Genomic DNA, 16,954 nt, shown 5'->3' with positions numbered 1-16,954 from the left:
GCCCACATTGCTGCGGACCCGTATAGCGCACGAATATGTGCAACCTGTAGGTTAGTTAAGACCGTTGACCAGGTTCTGGAGACCGGACTTGCGGTTGGCAGCCTGGTTCTTGTGGATGACGCCCTTGGCGACAGCCTTGTCGAGGGCGCGGGAAGCGCGGGTGCAAGCAGCGGAGGCAGCGGCCTTGTCGCCAGCCTCGACAGCAGCCTGAACGTGCTTGGTCAGGGTCTTCAGCTCGGAACGAATCGCCTTGTTGCGAACGCGAGCGATCTCATTGGTGCGGATGCGCTTCTTCTGAGACTTGATGTTTGCCACTTCTGGATTTCCTTTCGGTTTCTCTTCCGCCTTCTATCCGGCCTCTGAGACACGGTTATTGAGGTCACAAGCGGGAAGTATAGCACGGGAAATGCTGCATGAGAAGCGCGAATGCTATGGAATAGCCGTGTTTCTCACGATATATGCATGAGCGCGTAGCTGTTTTGCTCCCTATGGTTCGGGTATGATATGCCGCATGGATACTCAAAATACTTCACATATCAGAAATTTCTCCATCGTCGCGCATATCGATCACGGTAAGTCGACGATTTCGGACCGCATTCTCGAGCTGACGAATACGGTCGATGAGCGTGACATGGAGGCGCAGCTTCTCGACTCGATGGATATCGAGCGCGAACGCGGCATCACCATTAAGAGCAATGCCGTTCGTGTCGACTATACCGCCGACGACGGGGAGACCTATCAGTTCAATTTGATCGACACACCCGGCCACGTTGACTTTACGTACGAGGTCTCGCGCTCCCTTGCGGCGTGCGAAGGTGCGGTGCTCGTTGTGGACGCCACGCAAGGTGTTGAGGCCCAAACGGTCTCCAACGCCTCGCTTGCCATGAACGCCAATCTCGACATTGTTCCCGCAATCAACAAGATCGATCTGCCCAGCGCCCATCCCGATGAGGTGAAGACCGAGATTGAAGATGAGCTCGCCATTCCCGCCGATGACGCCGTGTGCGTTTCGGGCAAGACCGGCGAGGGCATCCACGATTTGCTTGAGGCTATCGTTTTTCTGATCTCGCCTCCGAAGGGCGATGCCAACGCTCCGCTCAAGGCCCTTATCCTCGATTCCTATTTCGATGAGTATCGTGGCGTCGTCGCTACGGTACGCGTTTTTGATGGCTCGATCTCAAAGGGCGATCAGCTTGTGATGATGCAGGCAGATGTTCCCTTCATGGTGGATGGAGTGGGTGTAAAGTGCCCTGCCGAGGTCCCCGTCGATTCGCTGTCCGTGGGCGAAGTCGGCTTTGTCGTCACGGGCCTAAAGGACCCCGAGGCTGTTCATGTGGGCGATACCCTGACGGCTCGGGATCGCTCTTGCGACGCTCCCTTGCCTGGTTACCGCGAGGCCAAGCCTATGGTCTACACCGGCATCTTCCCCATCGACAACAAGGATTACGAGAATCTTCGCGACGCGCTCGAGAAGCTGCACGTTAACGATCCCTCGCTTATCTGGGAGCCGGAGACCTCCGTGGCGCTTGGCTTTGGTTTCCGTGTTGGTTTCTTGGGTTTGCTGCACATGGAGGTTGTCAAGGAGAGACTCGAGCGAGAGTTTGCCCTCGAGCTTATCGCCACGAGCCCCAGTGTGGACTATCACGTCTTTAAGACCGATGGCGAGATGCTGGACGTTCGCAGTCCGCAAGACCTTCCCGATGTCACGCGCATCGATCATATCGAGGAGCCGTTCTTGCACGCCAAGATCATCTGCCCGCCCGAGTACACCGGTGCGGTCATGCAGCTTGCTATTGAGCATCGCGGCATCACTACCGATATGATCCATCTGACGAGCAAATCGGTTGAGATGCATTTCGACATGCCGCTTGCAGAGCTCATTCTTGATTTCTTCGATCAGCTTAAGAGCCGTACCAAGGGGTATGCCTCGCTTGATTACGAGTTCTCGGAGTACCGCGTGAGCGACCTTGTCAAGCTTGATATCTTGCTTTCGGGCGACGAGGTGGACGCGCTCTCCTTTATTGTCCATAAGGACAAGGCATACGGTCTTGCTCGTGGACTGTGCGATAAGCTCAAGGAGATTATCCCGCGTCAGCTCTTCGAGGTTCCCATCCAAGGTGCTATCGGCAACAAGGTTATTGCTCGTTCGACGGTCAAGGCGCGCCGCAAGGACGTTCTTGCCAAGTGCTACGGCGGCGACATCTCGCGTAAGCGCAAACTGCTCGAGAAGCAAAAAGAGGGCAAGAAGCGCATGAAGGCCATCGGCTCTGTCGAGGTCCCGCAAGAAGCATTCCTGGCGATTCTCAAGGTGGACGAATAATTGAAGACGGTTTCTTCCGCATCGGAGCGCATGCGTCTCTATTATCGCGAGCAGCCGTTTTTGCTTGCGCCCATGGCGGGCGTGACCGATGCTGCATATCGCATCATGTGTCGTCGCCATGGTGCAAAAATGGCCTTTTCCGAGATGGTGAGCGTCGCGGGTCTTGCTTACAAGAGCGAAAAGACTTGGGATCTTGTGTTGCCGGCGGCGGAGGAGCCCCAGATTTGCGTACAGCTTTTTGGCTCCAAGCCCGAGCAGTTCGCTTCTGCCGTCGAGGCTGTTGAGGAACGGGTGGGGGAGAAGCTCTCCTCCATCGACATCAATATGGCGTGTCCTGCTCGAAAGGTCGTTACCAAGGGCGAGGGCTCGGCGCTTATGAGAGATCCTGAGCTTGCGGCCCAGATTGCGGCTGCCGCTGTAGGCAGGGCGCATGTTCCCGTGACTTGCAAGATGCGTATCGGGTATGCCGCCGGCGAGCGTGTTGCTCCCGATTTCGCGGCACGCTTGGAGCAGGCTGGAGTTTCCGGTGTTGCCGTTCATGGTAGGTTTGCGACGCAGTTGTATACCGGCGACGCCGACTGGTCGATTATCGACGATGTGGCGTCGCGCATCGATATTCCCGTTGTCGGTTCGGGCGACGTCTTTTCTGCTGAGGATGCCGTCCGCATGCTGACGACGACTGCAGCGAGTGGCGTATTCATTGCGCGCGGTACCTATGGCAACCCATGGGTGTTCGAAGATGCCATGAATATGCTTCAAAGTAATCCCGTGCGGCCTCATACGGAGCTGGAACGTCTTGATGCGTTGCGCGAGCACCTTCGCCTTCTTCATGCACACGATGCCCATATGGCCCGTGCCCGCACCTTTGCAACGTGGTATCTCAAAGGGATGGCGCACGCCGCCGCATGGCGCGGGCGGGTTGTTCGCTGCCAGACGTTTGAGGACTTCATGCAGCTGGTCGATCTTATTGAGGAAGACGTGCGCGTTTGTGCCGCCCTCAAGGCTGAGGGACAGGCCGTGCCTGCGCTCTTTGAGATGTAAACCATGGCGATTGAGGCCCTTTATCTGCACATTCCCTTCTGCCAATCGAAATGTGCCTATTGCGATTTCGACTCGGTGGCTGCATGCAGCCTCGATGATGCTCGCACGGCGCAAGCTTGCTATCTTGATCGGCTCACAAATCGTGTCGATGCTTTTGGTACCGCGGGTTTGCTCGATGGCGTTCGCACCGTCTACATAGGTGGAGGCACGCCTTCGCTTTTAGGGATGCGTTTGGTCGAACTGGTGCGTTCGGTGATGCAATGGTGTGCACCCGAGGAGTTTACCTGTGAGGCAAACCCCGAGTCATTCACGAGCTCGCTTGCATTACAACTTGCACGCGCCGGCGTAACGCGTATCTCTTTGGGTGTCCAAAGCCTGCAGGAGGAGGAGCTCAAGGCCGTTGGCCGTATCCATAGCGCAACGCAGGCGCTCGATGCGATTTGCTATGCGAAAGATGCGGGACTCGATGTTTCGTGCGATTTGATGTGCGGACTTCCTCTCCAGACTCGAGACAGCTGGGCAAAGAGCGTGGCTGGCTTGATCGAAGCCGGACCTTGCCATATCTCAATCTATCCTTTGACTGTCGAAGACGGTACGCCCCTTGCCTTGAAGGTGGATTCGGGTAGGCTGGTTCTTCCTGATGAGGATGAACAGGCAGACGAAATGGAGCTCGCGAGGCGTTTTCTTGTGGAGGCGGGTTTTGCCCCCTATGAGGTTGCAAGTTATGCCTTGCCAGGGCATGCTTGCAGACACAACATCGCATATTGGACCGGCATTGAGTATCTGGGGCTTGGTCGCTCGGCTGCTAGCATGCTTTCTCGTGATACGTTTCGGATGTCTTCATCGTTATTTTCCGATCTTGCGCCTCGCGACGGCGCAGCTCGCATTCGCGTGCTCCAAACGGATGATGCTGCTTCTGCCTTTGAGATTGAGCAGCTTGGCATTCGGGAGGCCATGGCCGAGGACTTGATGCTTGCATGCCGTATGACTCGTGGTATACCTCAAGAGCTGCTTCTTCGGGCTTCTGCTGTCTTTGGGAAGCAAATTGTGGCGGATACGTGCGCACGGGCGATCGAACTCGGTTTGGCGACATGGGAGGCGCCTGACGGGGAAAACTACGTTGATGCCCCAAGCGGGGGCGTGGGCCTTTTCCCTGGTGCGCTTGCCCCCACACAACAAGGGTGGCTTGAGGGCAATGAGCTCTTTGGGCTCTTTTGGAATTTGGCATGATGGTTCGCTACAATAGCGTTCATCTGCGGTAAGGCTGGACTCGGCTAGAAAGGTAGCCCTCTATGGCTACGATGAACGAAAAAGACTATTACGCCATCCTGGGCGTATCCAAAGACGCCACGGCGAAAGAGATTCAAAAGGCTTTTCAGCTCAAAGCGCGCAAGCTTCATCCCGATATCAACAAAGAGCCCGATGCCGAGGAGAAATTCAAAGAGGTCTCCGAGGCTTATGCGGTCTTGTCCGACGAGCAGAAGCGCGCTCGATACGATGCCATGAGATCGGGCAACCCCTTCGCGGGCGCGCAGGGACCCTCTGCATCTCCGTATCGGGGCGGCTATGCAGGCGGCATGGGCGGGTTCCCCTTTGGCTTCCCATTTGATGGAGCGGGCTATGGCTCCCGCCGAGGTTCCTCGGCATTTAATCCCGAGGCAGGTGCCGACGTTGTGGTGGATGTTGACCTTAGCGCCGAGCAGGCAAAAAACGGCGCCCGCCGTGCGGTCAAATATCGCAGATATGAACCGTGCACGCGCTGCTCGGGCATGGGCTCTGTATCCTCTGAGCATTCGCACACGTGCCCTAGTTGCGGGGGTTCGGGTGCCATCGAGACCGATATGACCTTCCTCTTTGGCGGCGGCACCTTTAGGATCGTATGCCCCGAGTGCGGCGGCTCCGGCAAGGTCATTTCCGATCCTTGCCCGGACTGCGCAGGCACGGGGCGCACACCCGTTGTGACCGAGGCCGTTATTGAGTTTCCTGCCGGCACTCATGACGGCGACCTTATTCGCGTTTCTCAGATGGGTCATGCCGGCACCAACGGAGCGAGCGGCGGCGACCTCGTTGGCCGCGCGCGCGTTTCGGCGGAACGCCTTGAGGGAAAGGCGGCCATTGGTTTTTATATCACGGGCGTCGTCTTGCCATTTTTGGTTCTCTCAGCGTTAACCGGCGTGTTTGCCTATTTTAGCGTGCTTGTTTTGCCGCTGATCTTTGGCGTGGTTCTTGTTGTCTCCGATGGCATCATGCATCGCAGTGGTCTTTGGTGGAAGCGGGGCGGCGCGCAGCTTGTCAATGGATTTGTTAACGGACTTTTGTTCGCTATCATGTCCGTCGGCTTCACACGTTGCGGGGCATCGATGATGACGGGTATTCGCTAGCAGTGCGCTTGGTTCACTTGAGTGTTTTGGGCCTGCATGATATGGGTATAGACGTTTGCGTTGGCGCGGATGCGCCCTGTGTTTGTAATGGTTTGGGGAGGATATAAGTCGTGTCGGAGAGCAGGGACTACTACGAGGTACTCGGTGTCGATAAGGATGCCGATCAGCGAACTATCAAGAAAGCGTTCCTCAAGAAGGCTCGTCTCGTTCATCCCGACGTCTCGGACGATCCTGAGGCCGAAGAGAAATTCAAAGAGCTTAACGAGGCGTATTCCGTTCTTTCTGATGAGCAGAAGCGCGCGAACTATGACCAATACGGTACGGCAGACGGCCCCATGGGTTCTGGTTTCGTTGACATCAGCGATATCTTTGGCGGAATGGGCGACGATATTTTCTCGTCCTTCTTTGGGGGCAATGCGCGCTCTGGACGCGGTGCAAGTGTTCGAAAGAACGGTCGCGATATGGCCATCGCTCTTTCTGTAACGCTTGAAGAGGCCGCCTGTGGCTGCACGAAGACCATTAACTATGAGCGACTTGCTACATGCGAAGATTGTAACGGCGCCGGTGCCACCGACGGCGGCAAGCTCGTCACCTGTACGCGTTGCGGCGGCTCGGGCTATGTGACCAAGGCCCAGCGTTCCCTTTTTGGCTATGTTCAGTCTTCCTCTCCTTGCCCGGATTGCCATGGCGAGGGCAGCATCATCGATCATCCCTGCGATGTCTGCGGAGGTCAGGGCAGGGTTCCCACGCACGAAAAACTCGATATCGATGTCCCTGCAGGCGTTTCCACCGGCCGTCAACTCCGCGTTAAGGGCTACGGCGAGGCGGGCCTTCGCGGGGCGCCTTCCGGCGACCTTATCGTTACCATTCAGGTTGAGGAGCATGAACGCTTCGTACGTCGCGGCGACGACCTGTACTGCGATGTCGCCGTTTCAATCGCGCAAGCGGCACTGGGTTGCAAAGTCCTGGTGACGGGAATCATGCCCGACGAGACTGCGACCGTGACCGTTCCTGCTGGCACTCAGTATGGTGAGATGGTTAAGGCCGCCGAGTTTGGCATGCCGCGCTCCGGCGACGGCGCGCGCGGCTCTCTGTACGCTCGCGTTGTTATTACCGTGCCCAAGAAGCTCAACCGCGAGGCTCGTGAAGCTCTTGAGAAGTATGCTCGTGCTGTGGGCGATGAGTTCGAAGCTCCGCGGTCCGTGGGCGATCGAATTCGTGACGCCATCGACGACATCATCGACTAGCGAGGAAGTACGTGGCTGCACCGTTTGTTTCTGTAATCAACCTTGGTTGTCGTGTCAACCGTGTCGAAAGTGACCGTATCAGCGCGGATTTGGCCCGTGCGGGTTTTTGCCTTGTTGACCCCGAGGATGCGCAGCTTGTTGTTATCAACACCTGTGCCGTGACGGGGGAGGCCGAGGCAAAGACGCGCAAGGCAGTTCGTCATACGCTCTCACTTCCGAATGAGCCTCTTGTTATCGTCACGGGTTGCGTGGTTAACCTGCATCCAGATGTCCTTACCGACATCTCGCCGCGTGTCACCGCAGAGCCTTCCAAGGTTGCTGTTGTCGACCGTGCGCGTGAGCTCCTTTCGTATGATGCACGTCTTTTAGCCTGCACTTCTCAAGGACCGGCTCCCCGCGATCTTGCTGATATGCTTGGTCGTTCGCGTTGGGGCGTCAAGATCCAGGACGGATGCAACCACCGATGCACATATTGCATTGTCTGGAAAGCGCGTGGTCCCGAGCGTTCTGTTCCCGTTTCGGCTGTTTTGAAACAGATTGACGATGCGGTCCAGGCCAATATCCCCGAGGTGGTTCTTACGGGTGTGAATCTCGGCGCTTATGACGCGGAGGGTTCGGGAGATGCACACGTCGAGATCGACGAGCTGCTCGATCGCATTTTGCGTGAGACCTCTGTGCAGCAGGTTCGCCTTTCTTCCATCGAGCCGATGGACGTTTCCGAAGCCCTGCTTAAGCGTATGGGGGAGTCGCCCGATCGTGTAGCCCCGTTTTTGCATCTGCCCATTCAATCTGGTTGCTCCGAGACGCTTCGTCGTATGGGCAGACCCTATTCTGCCGAAGACCTGCTTGCTCTCATTGCTAAGATTCGCCGCTACGTTCCCGAAATCGCCCTTTCGGGTGATTTGATCGTGGGATTTCCGGGTGAAACCGACAAGGAATTCGATGCCACGCTCGAGGTTATCGAGAAGATCGGCTTTGCCCGGCTCCATGTTTTTCGCTATAGCGCACGCCCGGGTACGCCCGCTGCAACGTATCCCGATCAGATCGATCCACAGGTTGCAGCTGCTCGTTCTGCTCGCGTTCGCGAGCTTGTGCAGCGGTCTTCGCAACGCGACGCCGTACGGCGCATCTCCACGATTGAGCGCGCTGTGCTCGAATATGGGAATCGCGGTACACTGGGGTCGTTCCATCGCGTTGTCGTGGATGATGCGGACGTGGCGCAAGAGGGATCGCTGGTCCATGTTTGCATTGACTCGCTGGACGACTCTGGGATGCTTCATGCCCATCTGGTTTGATGACGCTTGGGAAGGGGGAGCTTCTTGAATTCGACTCAAGTGCGCGTAACGGTGCCCGAGGGAATCGATGCCGGTCTCATCACCGGTCCGCAAGACAGCTTGATCCGTGCTCTCGAGAAGCGTGCTCGGGCTGAGATAACCGTACGCGGCGCGACCATTTCTATAATGGGTCCAGCGCGCTGCTGCGAGGCGCTCGTCAAGCTATTTGAGCATCTATTTGAGCTTGCCGCCTTTGGTGATGCTCCTAATGTCGAGGATTCCGTGCGCCTTCTTGATTCGCTTCTCAAGCGAGGCGGAGACGCATCGGGCATGGCTCAAGACGTTATCCTTACCTATCGCGGCAAGTGCATTCGCCCAAAGACGGTGGGTCAGAAACGCTACATCGAAGCCATACGTTCCCATGCCATGACTTTTTGCATTGGGCCGGCGGGCACTGGCAAGACATACCTTGCCATGGCTATGGCCATCGCTGCACTTCAGCGCCACGATGTTGGCCGAATCGTCCTAACCCGACCAGTTGTCGAAGCCGGCGAGAACCTCGGCTTCTTGCCTGGCACGCTTGAAGACAAGGTTGATCCTTATGTGCGTCCGCTCTTTGATGCACTGCTCGATATGATGGATTCCGAGCGCGCGTCCCAACTGGTGGAGCGAGGCGTTATCGAGATCGCCCCCTTGGCGTATATGCGTGGGCGTACACTCAACGACGCTTTCGTTGTCCTGGATGAGGCGCAAAATACTACGCCCGAGCAGATGAAGATGTTCTTGACTCGCCTGGGTTTCAATTCGACGTTCGTGATTACGGGAGACGCCTCGCAGCGCGACCTTATCGGGCGGCCTGATGGCCTCTCTCATATTCAAGACATTTTGGGCGATCTTGATCAGATTTCTTTCATTCACCTGGACAGTGCCGATGTCGTGCGCCACTCGCTTGTGGGACGCATCGTCGAGGCATATGACTCTTATGAACAAAAACGCGCCGCCGGGGGCGGGCGACACGGAAAGGGGAGCGTTCATGGGCGTGCTCATCAGTAACGATGCAAAGCTCGAGCAGCTGCTCGATACTGCCGAGATCGAACATATCGTTCATTTTGTTCTCGAGGCGGAGGGAGTCACCCGCGAGGTCGAGATATCCCTTTCCTTTGTCGACGAAGAGGAGATGCACGGTCTCAATCGTCAATGGCGCGGCATAGATAAGACTACGGATGTGTTGTCGTTTGAATGCGATTCCGCCTTTGACGAGGATATTCCTCTTGATGAGGCGCTCGAACTCGGTGATATCATCTTGGCACCCCAGGTGATAGCACGCCAGGCCCCGGAATTTGGCAACTCGGCTCAAGATGAGTGCCGCCTCATGCTCGTGCATGGCATGTTGCATCTTCTTGGCTACGACCACATTGAAGACGATGAGGCTGAGGCGATGGAGGCGCGTGAGGACGAACTATTGCGCCTTTTGGCCGCGGCACGCGGCGATGACCCCGCCTCAATAGAGGTTGGCCCCATTACTCGCCATACTCACGATTAAGGAGTACCCATGATCCCCGGTTCTTCCAAGGACCATCCGTCGTTTGTCCGTTCATTTGGGTATGCCATCGAGGGGTTTATTACTGCGGTGCGCACGGAGCGCAACATCAACGTGATGCTGCTCGTTGGCGCCCTTACCGTCATTGCAGGCCTTGTTGTCGGCCTTGACCTTACCTCGTGGTGTATTATCGCTATTTGCTGCGGACTTGTTATTCATGCGGAGCTGTGCAATACCGCCATCGAGGCCGTTGTCGATCTTGCCACGAGCGAGATGCATCCTTTGGCAAAACGCGCCAAGGATATCGCCGCGGCTTCGGTGTATGTGTTGTCGATTACCGCTGCCGTTGTGGGCATTCTCGTGTTCGCTCACGCCCTACACCTGATTTAGGAGTTCCCATGTCTGATATTGAAGAGTTCGATCCCTTTGAGGACCTGAGCGACGACGAGCTCGATGCCCTGCTCGCGCAGGGTGCTGGTTTTGATGGTATCGACGTCGAGGAGGCTCCTGCTGCAGATCGCGCGCAAGGCTTCCGAAGTGGTTTTGTCGCGCTGGTTGGTCGTCCGAATGCGGGCAAATCGACTCTGATGAACGCGTGCTATGGTCAAAAGGTGGCCATCACCTCGCCGGTGGCTCAAACGACCCGTCGACGCATGCGTGCCGTCGTCAACCGTCCGGGCTATCAGCTTGTCTTTGTGGATACCCCCGGTATCCACAAGCCTAAAGACGGTTTGGGCTCCGAGCTCAATCGCAGTGCCTTGTCCGAGCTCAATGATGTCGACGTCGTGTGTTTCACCCTCGATGCCACTAAGCCATTTGGGCGTGGAGATGCCTGGGTTGCGGAAAGGGTCAAGCAGTCTTCTGCCCACAAGGTGCTCGTTATCACTAAGGCCGATCGCGCCGATCAGGCTCAGGTCATGGCTCAAATCGATGCGGCCCGCGAGGAGGTTGACTTCGAAGACGTCATCGTAACCTCGGCCAACGAGCGCTTCAATGTCGATGAGTTCATCGACTTGCTATGCTCCTATCTTCCCGAGGGACCCATGTGGTTCCCGGAGGGAATGGGTACCGATACTACCGATGAAGTTCAGGTTGCCGAGTTCGTGCGCGAGAAGGTGCTGCTTCACACGCGCGAAGAAATCCCGCATTCTGTAGGCGTTATCTGCGATTATTTTGAGCGTACAAAGAAAGTCGTGCGCATTCATGCCATCATCTTTGTCGAGCGCGATGGCCAAAAAGGCATCATCATCGGCCATAAGGGCGAGATGATCAAGCGTATCGGAACCGATGCTCGTTTGGATTTGGAGCGACTTTTTGATTCCAAGGTGTTCTTGGAGTTGGACGTCAAGGTCAAGGCGGGCTGGCGTGATGATGCTGCGCAGATTCGTCGCTTCGGGTATGCGGCTGACGAGTAATTCTTGGCGGGCGGAAAGACATATCGTGTATCTGCGGTCGTCCTCGATAAGGTGAAACTCAAAGAGTGTGACCTTATCCTGACGCTCCTTGCTTCTGATGGTCGGCAGCTTCAGGCAGTTGCAAAGGGGGCTCGTAAACCGGGCGGACGGCTGGCTGCACGTTGTGAGCTTTTTTGCACCGTTGACCTTTTGCTTGCCCGTGGCCGCTCGTTGGATATCGTCTCTCAGGCCGAGTTGCTGGAAGCGCCTTTGGGGGCGGGTCCCAACTACGCACGGCTTATGGCGGCGAGTGCGGTGGCAGAAGTCGCCAAGCGCTGCTCATTTGAGGACGCCGAGGATCGATATATCTTTCCCATTACTCAGCGCGCTCTGGAGCTTTTGGGTTCGCCGCAGCTCGATGAGGTTCATCTCGATCTTTTGCTAGCGGCATACGTATTCAAACTCCTGTCGCATATCGGCTATCGACCTGATTTTTCGGCGTGCGTATCTTGCGGTGACCCCGCGCTTTCCTATTTCTCACCGCTTGCGGGTGGACTCCTGTGCGCCTCGTGCGCGGCGAGCGTTCCTGCGGCGGAGCCTGTCGACGCCGCGGCCGTTAACTGGCTGCGCTCGCTCATTGCCTTGCGTTTCGACGAACTGGCCAAAGTTGATATCGATGCCTCGACGGCGTCGATGCTTCTTTCATTTGCTCACCTATGGGCGGCTACGCATCTCGATTGTCGCCTTCGTGCGCTTGAGTTCGCTTTGGGCAGGTAGGGAAGTACATGTGCAGTTCGTGCGAAGGGCCGCGGCTGTGCTATTATATCGACCTGTTGGTACCCCGATCTTGGATGCACGCATCACCGGCGGCTTCCCAGCCCGGGGCGAATCGAGGCTTTGATTGCAAAGCCGTAAACGAAAGGTGAAACATGACTGTTTCCAAGGAGCGCAAGGCCGAGCTCACCGCTCAGTTCGGCAACACCCCCGTCGACACTGGTAACCCCAAGGTTCAGGTTGCCATCCTCTCCGAGCGCATCAAGGAGCTCACCGAGCACATGAAGAGCCACCAGAAGGACTTCCACACCCGTCGTGGTCTGCTCATGCTCGTCGGCCGTCGCCGTCGTCTTCTCTCCTATATCAAGAAGAACGACGTCTTCGAGTATCGTGCCCTCATCAAGGAGCTCGGTATTCGCGACAACATCCAGTAGTATCTCCTACTGACAAAAGCGCAGCTAGAAGGGGCCTTTCGAGGCCCCTTCGTCCTTAAATGTCCCTGAGGGTACCTAACTGGTTTTCCGGCTCATCCGGGAAGAGCGCCCGGTCGAGCGCCTCTATGAACAGCTCCTCGTCCGGCCTGTCGTAGTGCCTGCCCAGCACCGTGCCCACGCTGTGGCCCATCATCTTGTCCACCATCTGCGAGGGCATGCCGTGCTTCCACAGCATCGCCGTGGCCCAGCTGTTGCGCAGCTTCTGCATCGGCAGGTACCGCTGCGTCGTCACCCCGTCGGAGAAGAGCTTCCTCCAGGCCCAGTTCGCCCGCCCGCGCGCCATCGGCGCGCCCTTCCCGCCGTCGGTGAGGAAGGCGAGGCCATGCGCCTCGCGCTCGGCGGCTATCTCGCGTATCCGGCCGCTCCACGGCGGCGGCACGATCACGGGCCTGACGCTCTCAGGTGTCTTGCACGGCATGAAGCCGGTCTTCGCGCTCTCGTACTGCCGGGTGAGGTCGTAGACGGCGTACAGGCGCTCACGCTTCCCCTCGCCGCGCGTCGCGTAGCCGATGTCCGATGTCGACGCCGCCAGGGCCTCGCCGTTGCGGCACGACCCCTTGGCCATGAGTATGGCCATGGCCTCGAGCCCGCTGCCGCGCAGGTCCTCGAGCAAGGCGTCCGTCTCGGGGAGCGTGTAGACCTCGAGGCCGGACGGCCTCTCCCTGTCCTGCGGCATCTTGTACCTCGCGTCGCGGAACGTTACGTCCCGTATCCCGTGGAGGCGGGCGCAGTTGACCATGTTCCCGACGAGGATGTTGCACAGGCGGGCGTTCGACCTCGACAGCGAGAGGAGCCATGCCTGGTACTCCTCCTCCCTGACGGACGACATGACGGTCGCGCCCCAGAGCGGCGAGACGTGCTTCCGCCATAGCCCGATGTAGTTGCTCGCGGTGTTCCTCGCGATCTCGCCAGACTCGAGCCTGGACGCTATCTCCGGCATGTACCACTCGTCCCAGCACTGCCTGAAGGTCGGGCACGGGCGCTCCGCCTCCCACGGCTTCACGTGGTGCAGCTCCCACAGGCGGTGCATCTCCGCGTCCGCCTCGCGCCTGCACACGCCGTGCAGCGTCTTGGACCGTCTGCGCTGCTCGCGGCCCTCCCATTGGGTCCAGCGCAGCCGGAAGTCGCGCGGCCCGATCTTCTGAATGCATCCCCACGACGAGCGCGTCCCGTGTGGCATAATGGTCACGTCCCTTCTGAGATTCTCCGTCTCCGGGATAGGCCCCTCGCGATGATCCGGAACTCGCGCGAGGGGCTTTTTCTTTACGCTTCGGCGGAGGCCCTTCACTCCTTGCCGTCCAGGCGCTTCGCCATGAGCTCGAAGTCGTTCTCGTAGGTCTTGTCCTGGAGCTTCTGGAACTCGTGGAAGCGCTCCTTGGCGATTTTGTCCGCCGTCTTCTTGTTGCGGTTGCCGAGGCCCTTGAGCACCTCGCGCCCGCTGAATGTCAGGAAGCCGTCGAGCAGGTGCTCGCAGTCCTCCATGCTCGTCAGGACATGCTGTTCGGCCCTGTCCTCGAGCGTGTCGAGCAGCATCGTGACGAGGCGGTTCAGCTGCCTGATCTCGTCCTCGGACAGGTAGTTCTTGGCCACGGTGACGTCCGAGGAGTGGATGCGGCCCTCGGGGCCTCCATTCCACGACGTGAGCCCCATGTTGGGCTTGGAGGGGTCGGAGCGCCCCTGGACGATCTCTGCCGCGGTGTGCCCGGTGACGGCGTAGTGCATCTTGTTCTGGACCGCGGCGTAGAAGTTCTTGGCCATGGCCGAGTCCTTGTCGTAGTCGAAGCTGCACTCCTGGAAGATGTCGGTGATCTTGAGCCACACGCGCCGCTCGCTCGCGCGGATGTCGCGGATGCGCGCGAGCAGCTCGTCGAAGTAGTCCTCGCCGAAGGCTCGGCCGTTCTTGAGCATGTCGTCGTTGAGGACGAATCCCTTGGTGATGTACTCCTTGAGGGTCGCCGTCGCCCACTGGCGAAAGCGGGTCGCGCGCATAGAGTTGACACGGTACCCGACGGCGATGATGGCATCGAGCGCGTAGAAGTCGACCGTATATGTCTTGCCATCTGAGGCAGTTGTTGCAATTTTTGCAACAACTGAGTCTCGGGCAAGCTCACCCTCTTCGAAGATGTTCTTCATGTGGCGCGAGATGGTCGACTTGTCCTTGTCGAACAGCTCGGCGATTTCCTTCTGGGGCATCCAGAGCGTCTCGTCCATGTAGCGCACCTGCACCGGCACGTTTGCCCCCTCGGACTGGTACAGGACGATCTCGGCTTGAATGGGGTCTTCCATATGTCTTCCTTTCCGTTGAATGCCTAGGCGGACCTTACTTGATCGTGAGGATCCGCCTAGATCGACGCACGGGGTTTCTTTATGTCTGGAGCTGCCAAAGATTCTTTGACAACTTGGGCACCCGCCCGGCTTCCAAGCGGTCCGGACCCGTTGGGCTCCCTGAACTCCTCCGGGATGTCATCGGGATCCGTGTACATGGAGTTCAGGGAGGAGGGGCGTATCCTTCCCATGAACTCCATCGTGACCTCTCCTATCGAGGCGGACAGCCTTGCCCGCTGGCTATCGTTGAGGATACGGTACAGGGACGTCAGGGCGGCGTCGAAGTGAGCCCCGCTGACGCTTGCGCAGTAGAGGCGGTCGTCGTGCGCGCAGATGTTCCTGAAACCGACCAGGACGTCGAATATCCTGAGAAGCTCCTTCGCGCCGATCCTGCCTCTCGCGCCGCTCGAGGCCGATACCGACCTGGCGGCGGCGTTCTGTATCCCGCGCTTCTGCAGCTGATAGAAGTGGGATATGTTCCCGAAGGTGAGGTCGTTCTGCAGGACCCACAGGGGGACCATTCCGTACGTCTCTACGTAGTGCCTCGTGAAGGGCTTCATGGTCTTGCTGGGGGTGAGCTTGTTGTTCAGGCGGCTGAGGAGCGAGTTGAGGTTCCTGGCGTGTTCCTTGGCCTTGTCTCCCCTGAACCCGTTGGGTACGAGCATGTCGCGGGCGGACACGTAGTTGGCCCTGTCGAGGTAGTCGGCGGTTCCCCTGTGCTCGTTGCAGAACGCGTAGACCACGGCGTTCTTGAGCGTGGACTCGGCCTCGATGAGGCTGGGCATGACCGCGTTGCGCATAGCGCGGTCGAACAGGAACATGTCGTAGATCATCTTGAAGGTGGTGCCGTGCAGGTACACGTCGCCCGGCGACCTCTGCATCGCGTCGCGGTCGAGGAACGTGTCCTTGTAGCCGTTCACGATCGCGTAGTAGCCCTCGCGCCTCAGCGCGTCGGCCGTCCCCTCGCCGCACCGCACGCCCCTGGACTCGAGGAGGAGTATCTGCTCGTCTACTGTCTTGAACTCTTTCATGATGCTCCAAAATCAGAAGGGCCGCCGCCCGTCATCGGGGCAGCGACCCTTCCTTTGTCACCGATTCACGTAGATTAGGGGTGACTCATCACTGCCTCAACTATAGCGAATCCGGCGCGCGAGTCAACGCACCACCGGATTTCCATCCCCGCCCCTAGTACCTCCGCACCTCGCTGGCCTGGTGCCACTTGACGACGCCGCGGAGCTCGACCGGTGCGCTCTCGGGGTCGTCGAACACGATGTCCGTGAAGCCCTCCTCGTAGCTGTCGGGCGACAGCACGAGCGTCGACGCCCCGCGGTAGTAGCTGCGCAGGATCATCTCGCCGTTGTACTCCGCGGCCACCGCGTCGCCGTTGCGAGGCTCGCACCTGGGGGAGAGCAGGGCGTTCTCGCCGTCGCAGAATCGGCGGTTCATGCAGTCGCCGCGCACGCGCATGAGGTAGGCGTCCGGGTCGTTCACGCGCTCCAGGACCGACAGCGGCACGTCGGCAACCTCGTCGGGGCCGAACTCGTCCGTGAACTCCCCGGCGTGGCCCGCCACGAGCACGGGCAGCGTCGCGTACTCCGCCGGGCGCGGGCGCACGCCCTGGGCCTCCTCGCCCATGAGGTCGGCGACGGTGACGTTGAAGAGGTCGGCGAGCTGTTCAAGATTTCCTTTTCGAGGCATGGACTTGTCGGCTTCCCATTGACCGATTGCCACTCTCGATACATCTAGTTTGTCGGCGATTTCTTGCTGAGTTAATCCAGCACACGTGCGCAAGCGTCGCAGGTTGTCACCAATCTCCATGGGCGTCTCCTTGCCTATGCAAAACTTTACTTATCATTTTAGAAAAGAAAATCTTTCAATCTAGAAAAGTTTTTGTTTACACGATGCAAAGAAAGACTTACTATTGATGGCAGCAAGAGAAGGGAGGGCAAGTGAAGACCCTGCGTGAAGTTCGCGAGAACAAAGGGGTTAAGAAAGTCGCAGTTCAGCGCATGCTTGGTGTAAGTCAGCCGACCTACGACCGCTATGAACTGTATCCAGGAGAGATGCGGGCTAAAGACCTTGAAAGGGTTCTTTCGTTTCTTGGTGTCTCCCGCGGGGATATTTTTTTGACCACAGAGGAAAGTTAAAGTTTGCATTGAGACGG

18 protein-coding genes are annotated in these 16,954 nt (G+C 58.1%); 13 read left to right on the top strand and 5 right to left on the bottom strand.

Translation table 11 applies throughout. The annotated features are described in order from the left end of the window. Positions 1 to 51: 51 nt before the first annotated feature. A complete protein-coding gene (gene rpsT / locus HF320_RS05220) occupies positions 52 to 315 on the bottom strand; it encodes a 30S ribosomal protein S20 (RefSeq protein WP_022387348.1) in 264 nt (87 codons plus the stop codon). 196 nt (positions 316 to 511) lie between these two features. Between rpsT and lepA the strand changes: the two genes are divergently transcribed. The 12 genes from lepA to rpsO all read left to right on the top strand — a co-directional run bounded on the left by lepA (position 512) and on the right by rpsO (position 12,405). After that, positions 512 to 2,320, top strand: a complete 1,809-nt coding sequence (lepA, locus tag HF320_RS05215) for a translation elongation factor 4 (protein ID WP_169277351.1) — start codon at positions 512 to 514, stop codon at positions 2,318 to 2,320. Continuing rightward, the gene (dusB, locus tag HF320_RS05210) at positions 2,321 to 3,361 is read left to right on the top strand and encodes a tRNA dihydrouridine synthase DusB (RefSeq protein ID WP_349290706.1); all 1,041 of its coding nucleotides are present in this window, start codon (positions 2,321 to 2,323) and stop codon (positions 3,359 to 3,361) included. A gap of 3 nt (positions 3,362 to 3,364) precedes the next feature. Further along, positions 3,365 to 4,591: a radical SAM family heme chaperone HemW gene (gene hemW / locus HF320_RS05205; RefSeq protein WP_169277350.1), complete on the top strand. Its 1,227-nt coding sequence runs from the start codon at positions 3,365 to 3,367 to the stop codon at positions 4,589 to 4,591. A 62-nt stretch (positions 4,592 to 4,653) separates the two neighbouring features. Further along, a complete protein-coding gene (locus HF320_RS05200; RefSeq protein ID WP_211158954.1) occupies positions 4,654 to 5,742 on the top strand; it encodes a DnaJ domain-containing protein in 1,089 nt (362 codons plus the stop codon). 110 nt (positions 5,743 to 5,852) lie between these two features. Further along, positions 5,853 to 6,989 (top strand): molecular chaperone DnaJ, encoded by a 1,137-nt coding sequence (gene dnaJ / locus HF320_RS05195; protein ID WP_169277349.1) that lies wholly within the window; start codon positions 5,853 to 5,855, stop codon positions 6,987 to 6,989. A gap of 11 nt (positions 6,990 to 7,000) precedes the next feature. After that, positions 7,001 to 8,284: a MiaB/RimO family radical SAM methylthiotransferase gene (locus HF320_RS05190; RefSeq protein WP_169277348.1), complete on the top strand. Its 1,284-nt coding sequence runs from the start codon at positions 7,001 to 7,003 to the stop codon at positions 8,282 to 8,284. A gap of 24 nt (positions 8,285 to 8,308) precedes the next feature. After that, positions 8,309 to 9,316 carry a PhoH family protein gene (locus tag HF320_RS05185; RefSeq protein WP_169277347.1) on the top strand — a complete coding sequence of 336 codons (1,008 nt, stop codon included), beginning with the start codon at positions 8,309 to 8,311 and terminating at the stop codon, positions 9,314 to 9,316. Then, positions 9,297 to 9,806 (top strand): rRNA maturation RNase YbeY, encoded by a 510-nt coding sequence (gene ybeY, locus HF320_RS05180; RefSeq protein ID WP_169277346.1) that lies wholly within the window; start codon positions 9,297 to 9,299, stop codon positions 9,804 to 9,806. The genes HF320_RS05185 and ybeY overlap by 20 nt, the downstream gene beginning before the upstream one ends. Before the next feature lie 9 nt (positions 9,807 to 9,815). Further along, positions 9,816 to 10,193: a diacylglycerol kinase family protein gene (locus tag HF320_RS05175; protein ID WP_169277345.1), complete on the top strand. Its 378-nt coding sequence runs from the start codon at positions 9,816 to 9,818 to the stop codon at positions 10,191 to 10,193. A gap of 8 nt (positions 10,194 to 10,201) precedes the next feature. After that, on the top strand, positions 10,202 to 11,218 hold the full coding sequence (gene era / locus HF320_RS05170) for a GTPase Era (protein ID WP_169277344.1): 1,017 nt from the start codon (positions 10,202 to 10,204) through the stop codon (positions 11,216 to 11,218). Between the two features lie 3 nt (positions 11,219 to 11,221). Next, a complete protein-coding gene (gene recO, locus HF320_RS05165) occupies positions 11,222 to 11,974 on the top strand; it encodes a DNA repair protein RecO (protein WP_169277343.1) in 753 nt (250 codons plus the stop codon). 152 nt (positions 11,975 to 12,126) lie between these two features. Further along, positions 12,127 to 12,405, top strand: a complete 279-nt coding sequence (rpsO, locus tag HF320_RS05160) for a 30S ribosomal protein S15 (RefSeq protein WP_169277342.1) — start codon at positions 12,127 to 12,129, stop codon at positions 12,403 to 12,405. Positions 12,406 to 12,460: 55 nt separating this feature from the next. Here the strand turns inward: rpsO and HF320_RS05155 are convergent, their stop codons facing one another. The 4 genes from HF320_RS05155 to HF320_RS05140 form a co-directional block, all read right to left on the bottom strand. Continuing rightward, positions 12,461 to 13,405 (bottom strand): site-specific integrase, encoded by a 945-nt coding sequence (locus HF320_RS05155; protein ID WP_169277341.1) that lies wholly within the window; start codon positions 13,403 to 13,405, stop codon positions 12,461 to 12,463. A gap of 344 nt (positions 13,406 to 13,749) precedes the next feature. Next, complete coding sequence (locus tag HF320_RS05150) at positions 13,750 to 14,751, bottom strand: virulence RhuM family protein (RefSeq protein ID WP_169277340.1); 1,002 nt, start codon at positions 14,749 to 14,751, stop codon at positions 13,750 to 13,752. A 56-nt stretch (positions 14,752 to 14,807) separates the two neighbouring features. Continuing rightward, on the bottom strand, positions 14,808 to 15,821 hold the full coding sequence (locus HF320_RS05145) for an Abi family protein (RefSeq protein WP_169277339.1): 1,014 nt from the start codon (positions 15,819 to 15,821) through the stop codon (positions 14,808 to 14,810). 154 nt (positions 15,822 to 15,975) lie between these two features. Then, positions 15,976 to 16,608, bottom strand: coding sequence for a helix-turn-helix domain-containing protein (locus tag HF320_RS05140; protein ID WP_169277338.1), 633 nt, complete (start codon positions 16,606 to 16,608; stop codon positions 15,976 to 15,978). A gap of 131 nt (positions 16,609 to 16,739) precedes the next feature. Between HF320_RS05140 and HF320_RS05135 the strand changes: the two genes are divergently transcribed. After that, positions 16,740 to 16,937 (top strand): helix-turn-helix domain-containing protein, encoded by a 198-nt coding sequence (locus tag HF320_RS05135; RefSeq protein ID WP_169277337.1) that lies wholly within the window; start codon positions 16,740 to 16,742, stop codon positions 16,935 to 16,937. Positions 16,938 to 16,954: the final 17 nt, after the last annotated feature.

This window comes from Collinsella acetigenes (assembly GCF_012844445.1).
Taxonomy (GTDB): Bacteria; Actinomycetota; Coriobacteriia; order Coriobacteriales; family Coriobacteriaceae; genus Collinsella; species Collinsella acetigenes.
Note: the sequence above shows the minus strand (reverse complement) of the source record. Positions and strands in the feature narration are given on the sequence as shown.

What these genes read in the sequence shown, in the direction of transcription:
- HF320_RS05140 (WP_169277338.1), bottom strand. Translation starts at nt 16,608, where the DNA reads ATGGAGATTGGTGACAACCTGCGACGCTTGCGCACGTGTGCTGGATTA.
- HF320_RS05200 (WP_211158954.1), top strand. Translation starts at nt 4,654, where the DNA reads ATGGCTACGATGAACGAAAAAGACTATTACGCCATCCTGGGCGTATCC.
- hemW (WP_169277350.1), top strand. Translation starts at nt 3,365, where the DNA reads ATGGCGATTGAGGCCCTTTATCTGCACATTCCCTTCTGCCAATCGAAA.
- HF320_RS05150 (WP_169277340.1), bottom strand. Translation starts at nt 14,751, where the DNA reads ATGGAAGACCCCATTCAAGCCGAGATCGTCCTGTACCAGTCCGAGGGG.
- HF320_RS05175 (WP_169277345.1), top strand. Translation starts at nt 9,816, where the DNA reads ATGATCCCCGGTTCTTCCAAGGACCATCCGTCGTTTGTCCGTTCATTT.
- rpsO (WP_169277342.1), top strand. Translation starts at nt 12,127, where the DNA reads ATGACTGTTTCCAAGGAGCGCAAGGCCGAGCTCACCGCTCAGTTCGGC.
- HF320_RS05145 (WP_169277339.1), bottom strand. Translation starts at nt 15,821, where the DNA reads ATGAAAGAGTTCAAGACAGTAGACGAGCAGATACTCCTCCTCGAGTCC.
- lepA (WP_169277351.1), top strand. Translation starts at nt 512, where the DNA reads ATGGATACTCAAAATACTTCACATATCAGAAATTTCTCCATCGTCGCG.
- ybeY (WP_169277346.1), top strand. Translation starts at nt 9,297, where the DNA reads ATGGGCGTGCTCATCAGTAACGATGCAAAGCTCGAGCAGCTGCTCGAT.
- HF320_RS05155 (WP_169277341.1), bottom strand. Translation starts at nt 13,405, where the DNA reads ATGCCGGAGATAGCGTCCAGGCTCGAGTCTGGCGAGATCGCGAGGAAC.
- era (WP_169277344.1), top strand. Translation starts at nt 10,202, where the DNA reads ATGTCTGATATTGAAGAGTTCGATCCCTTTGAGGACCTGAGCGACGAC.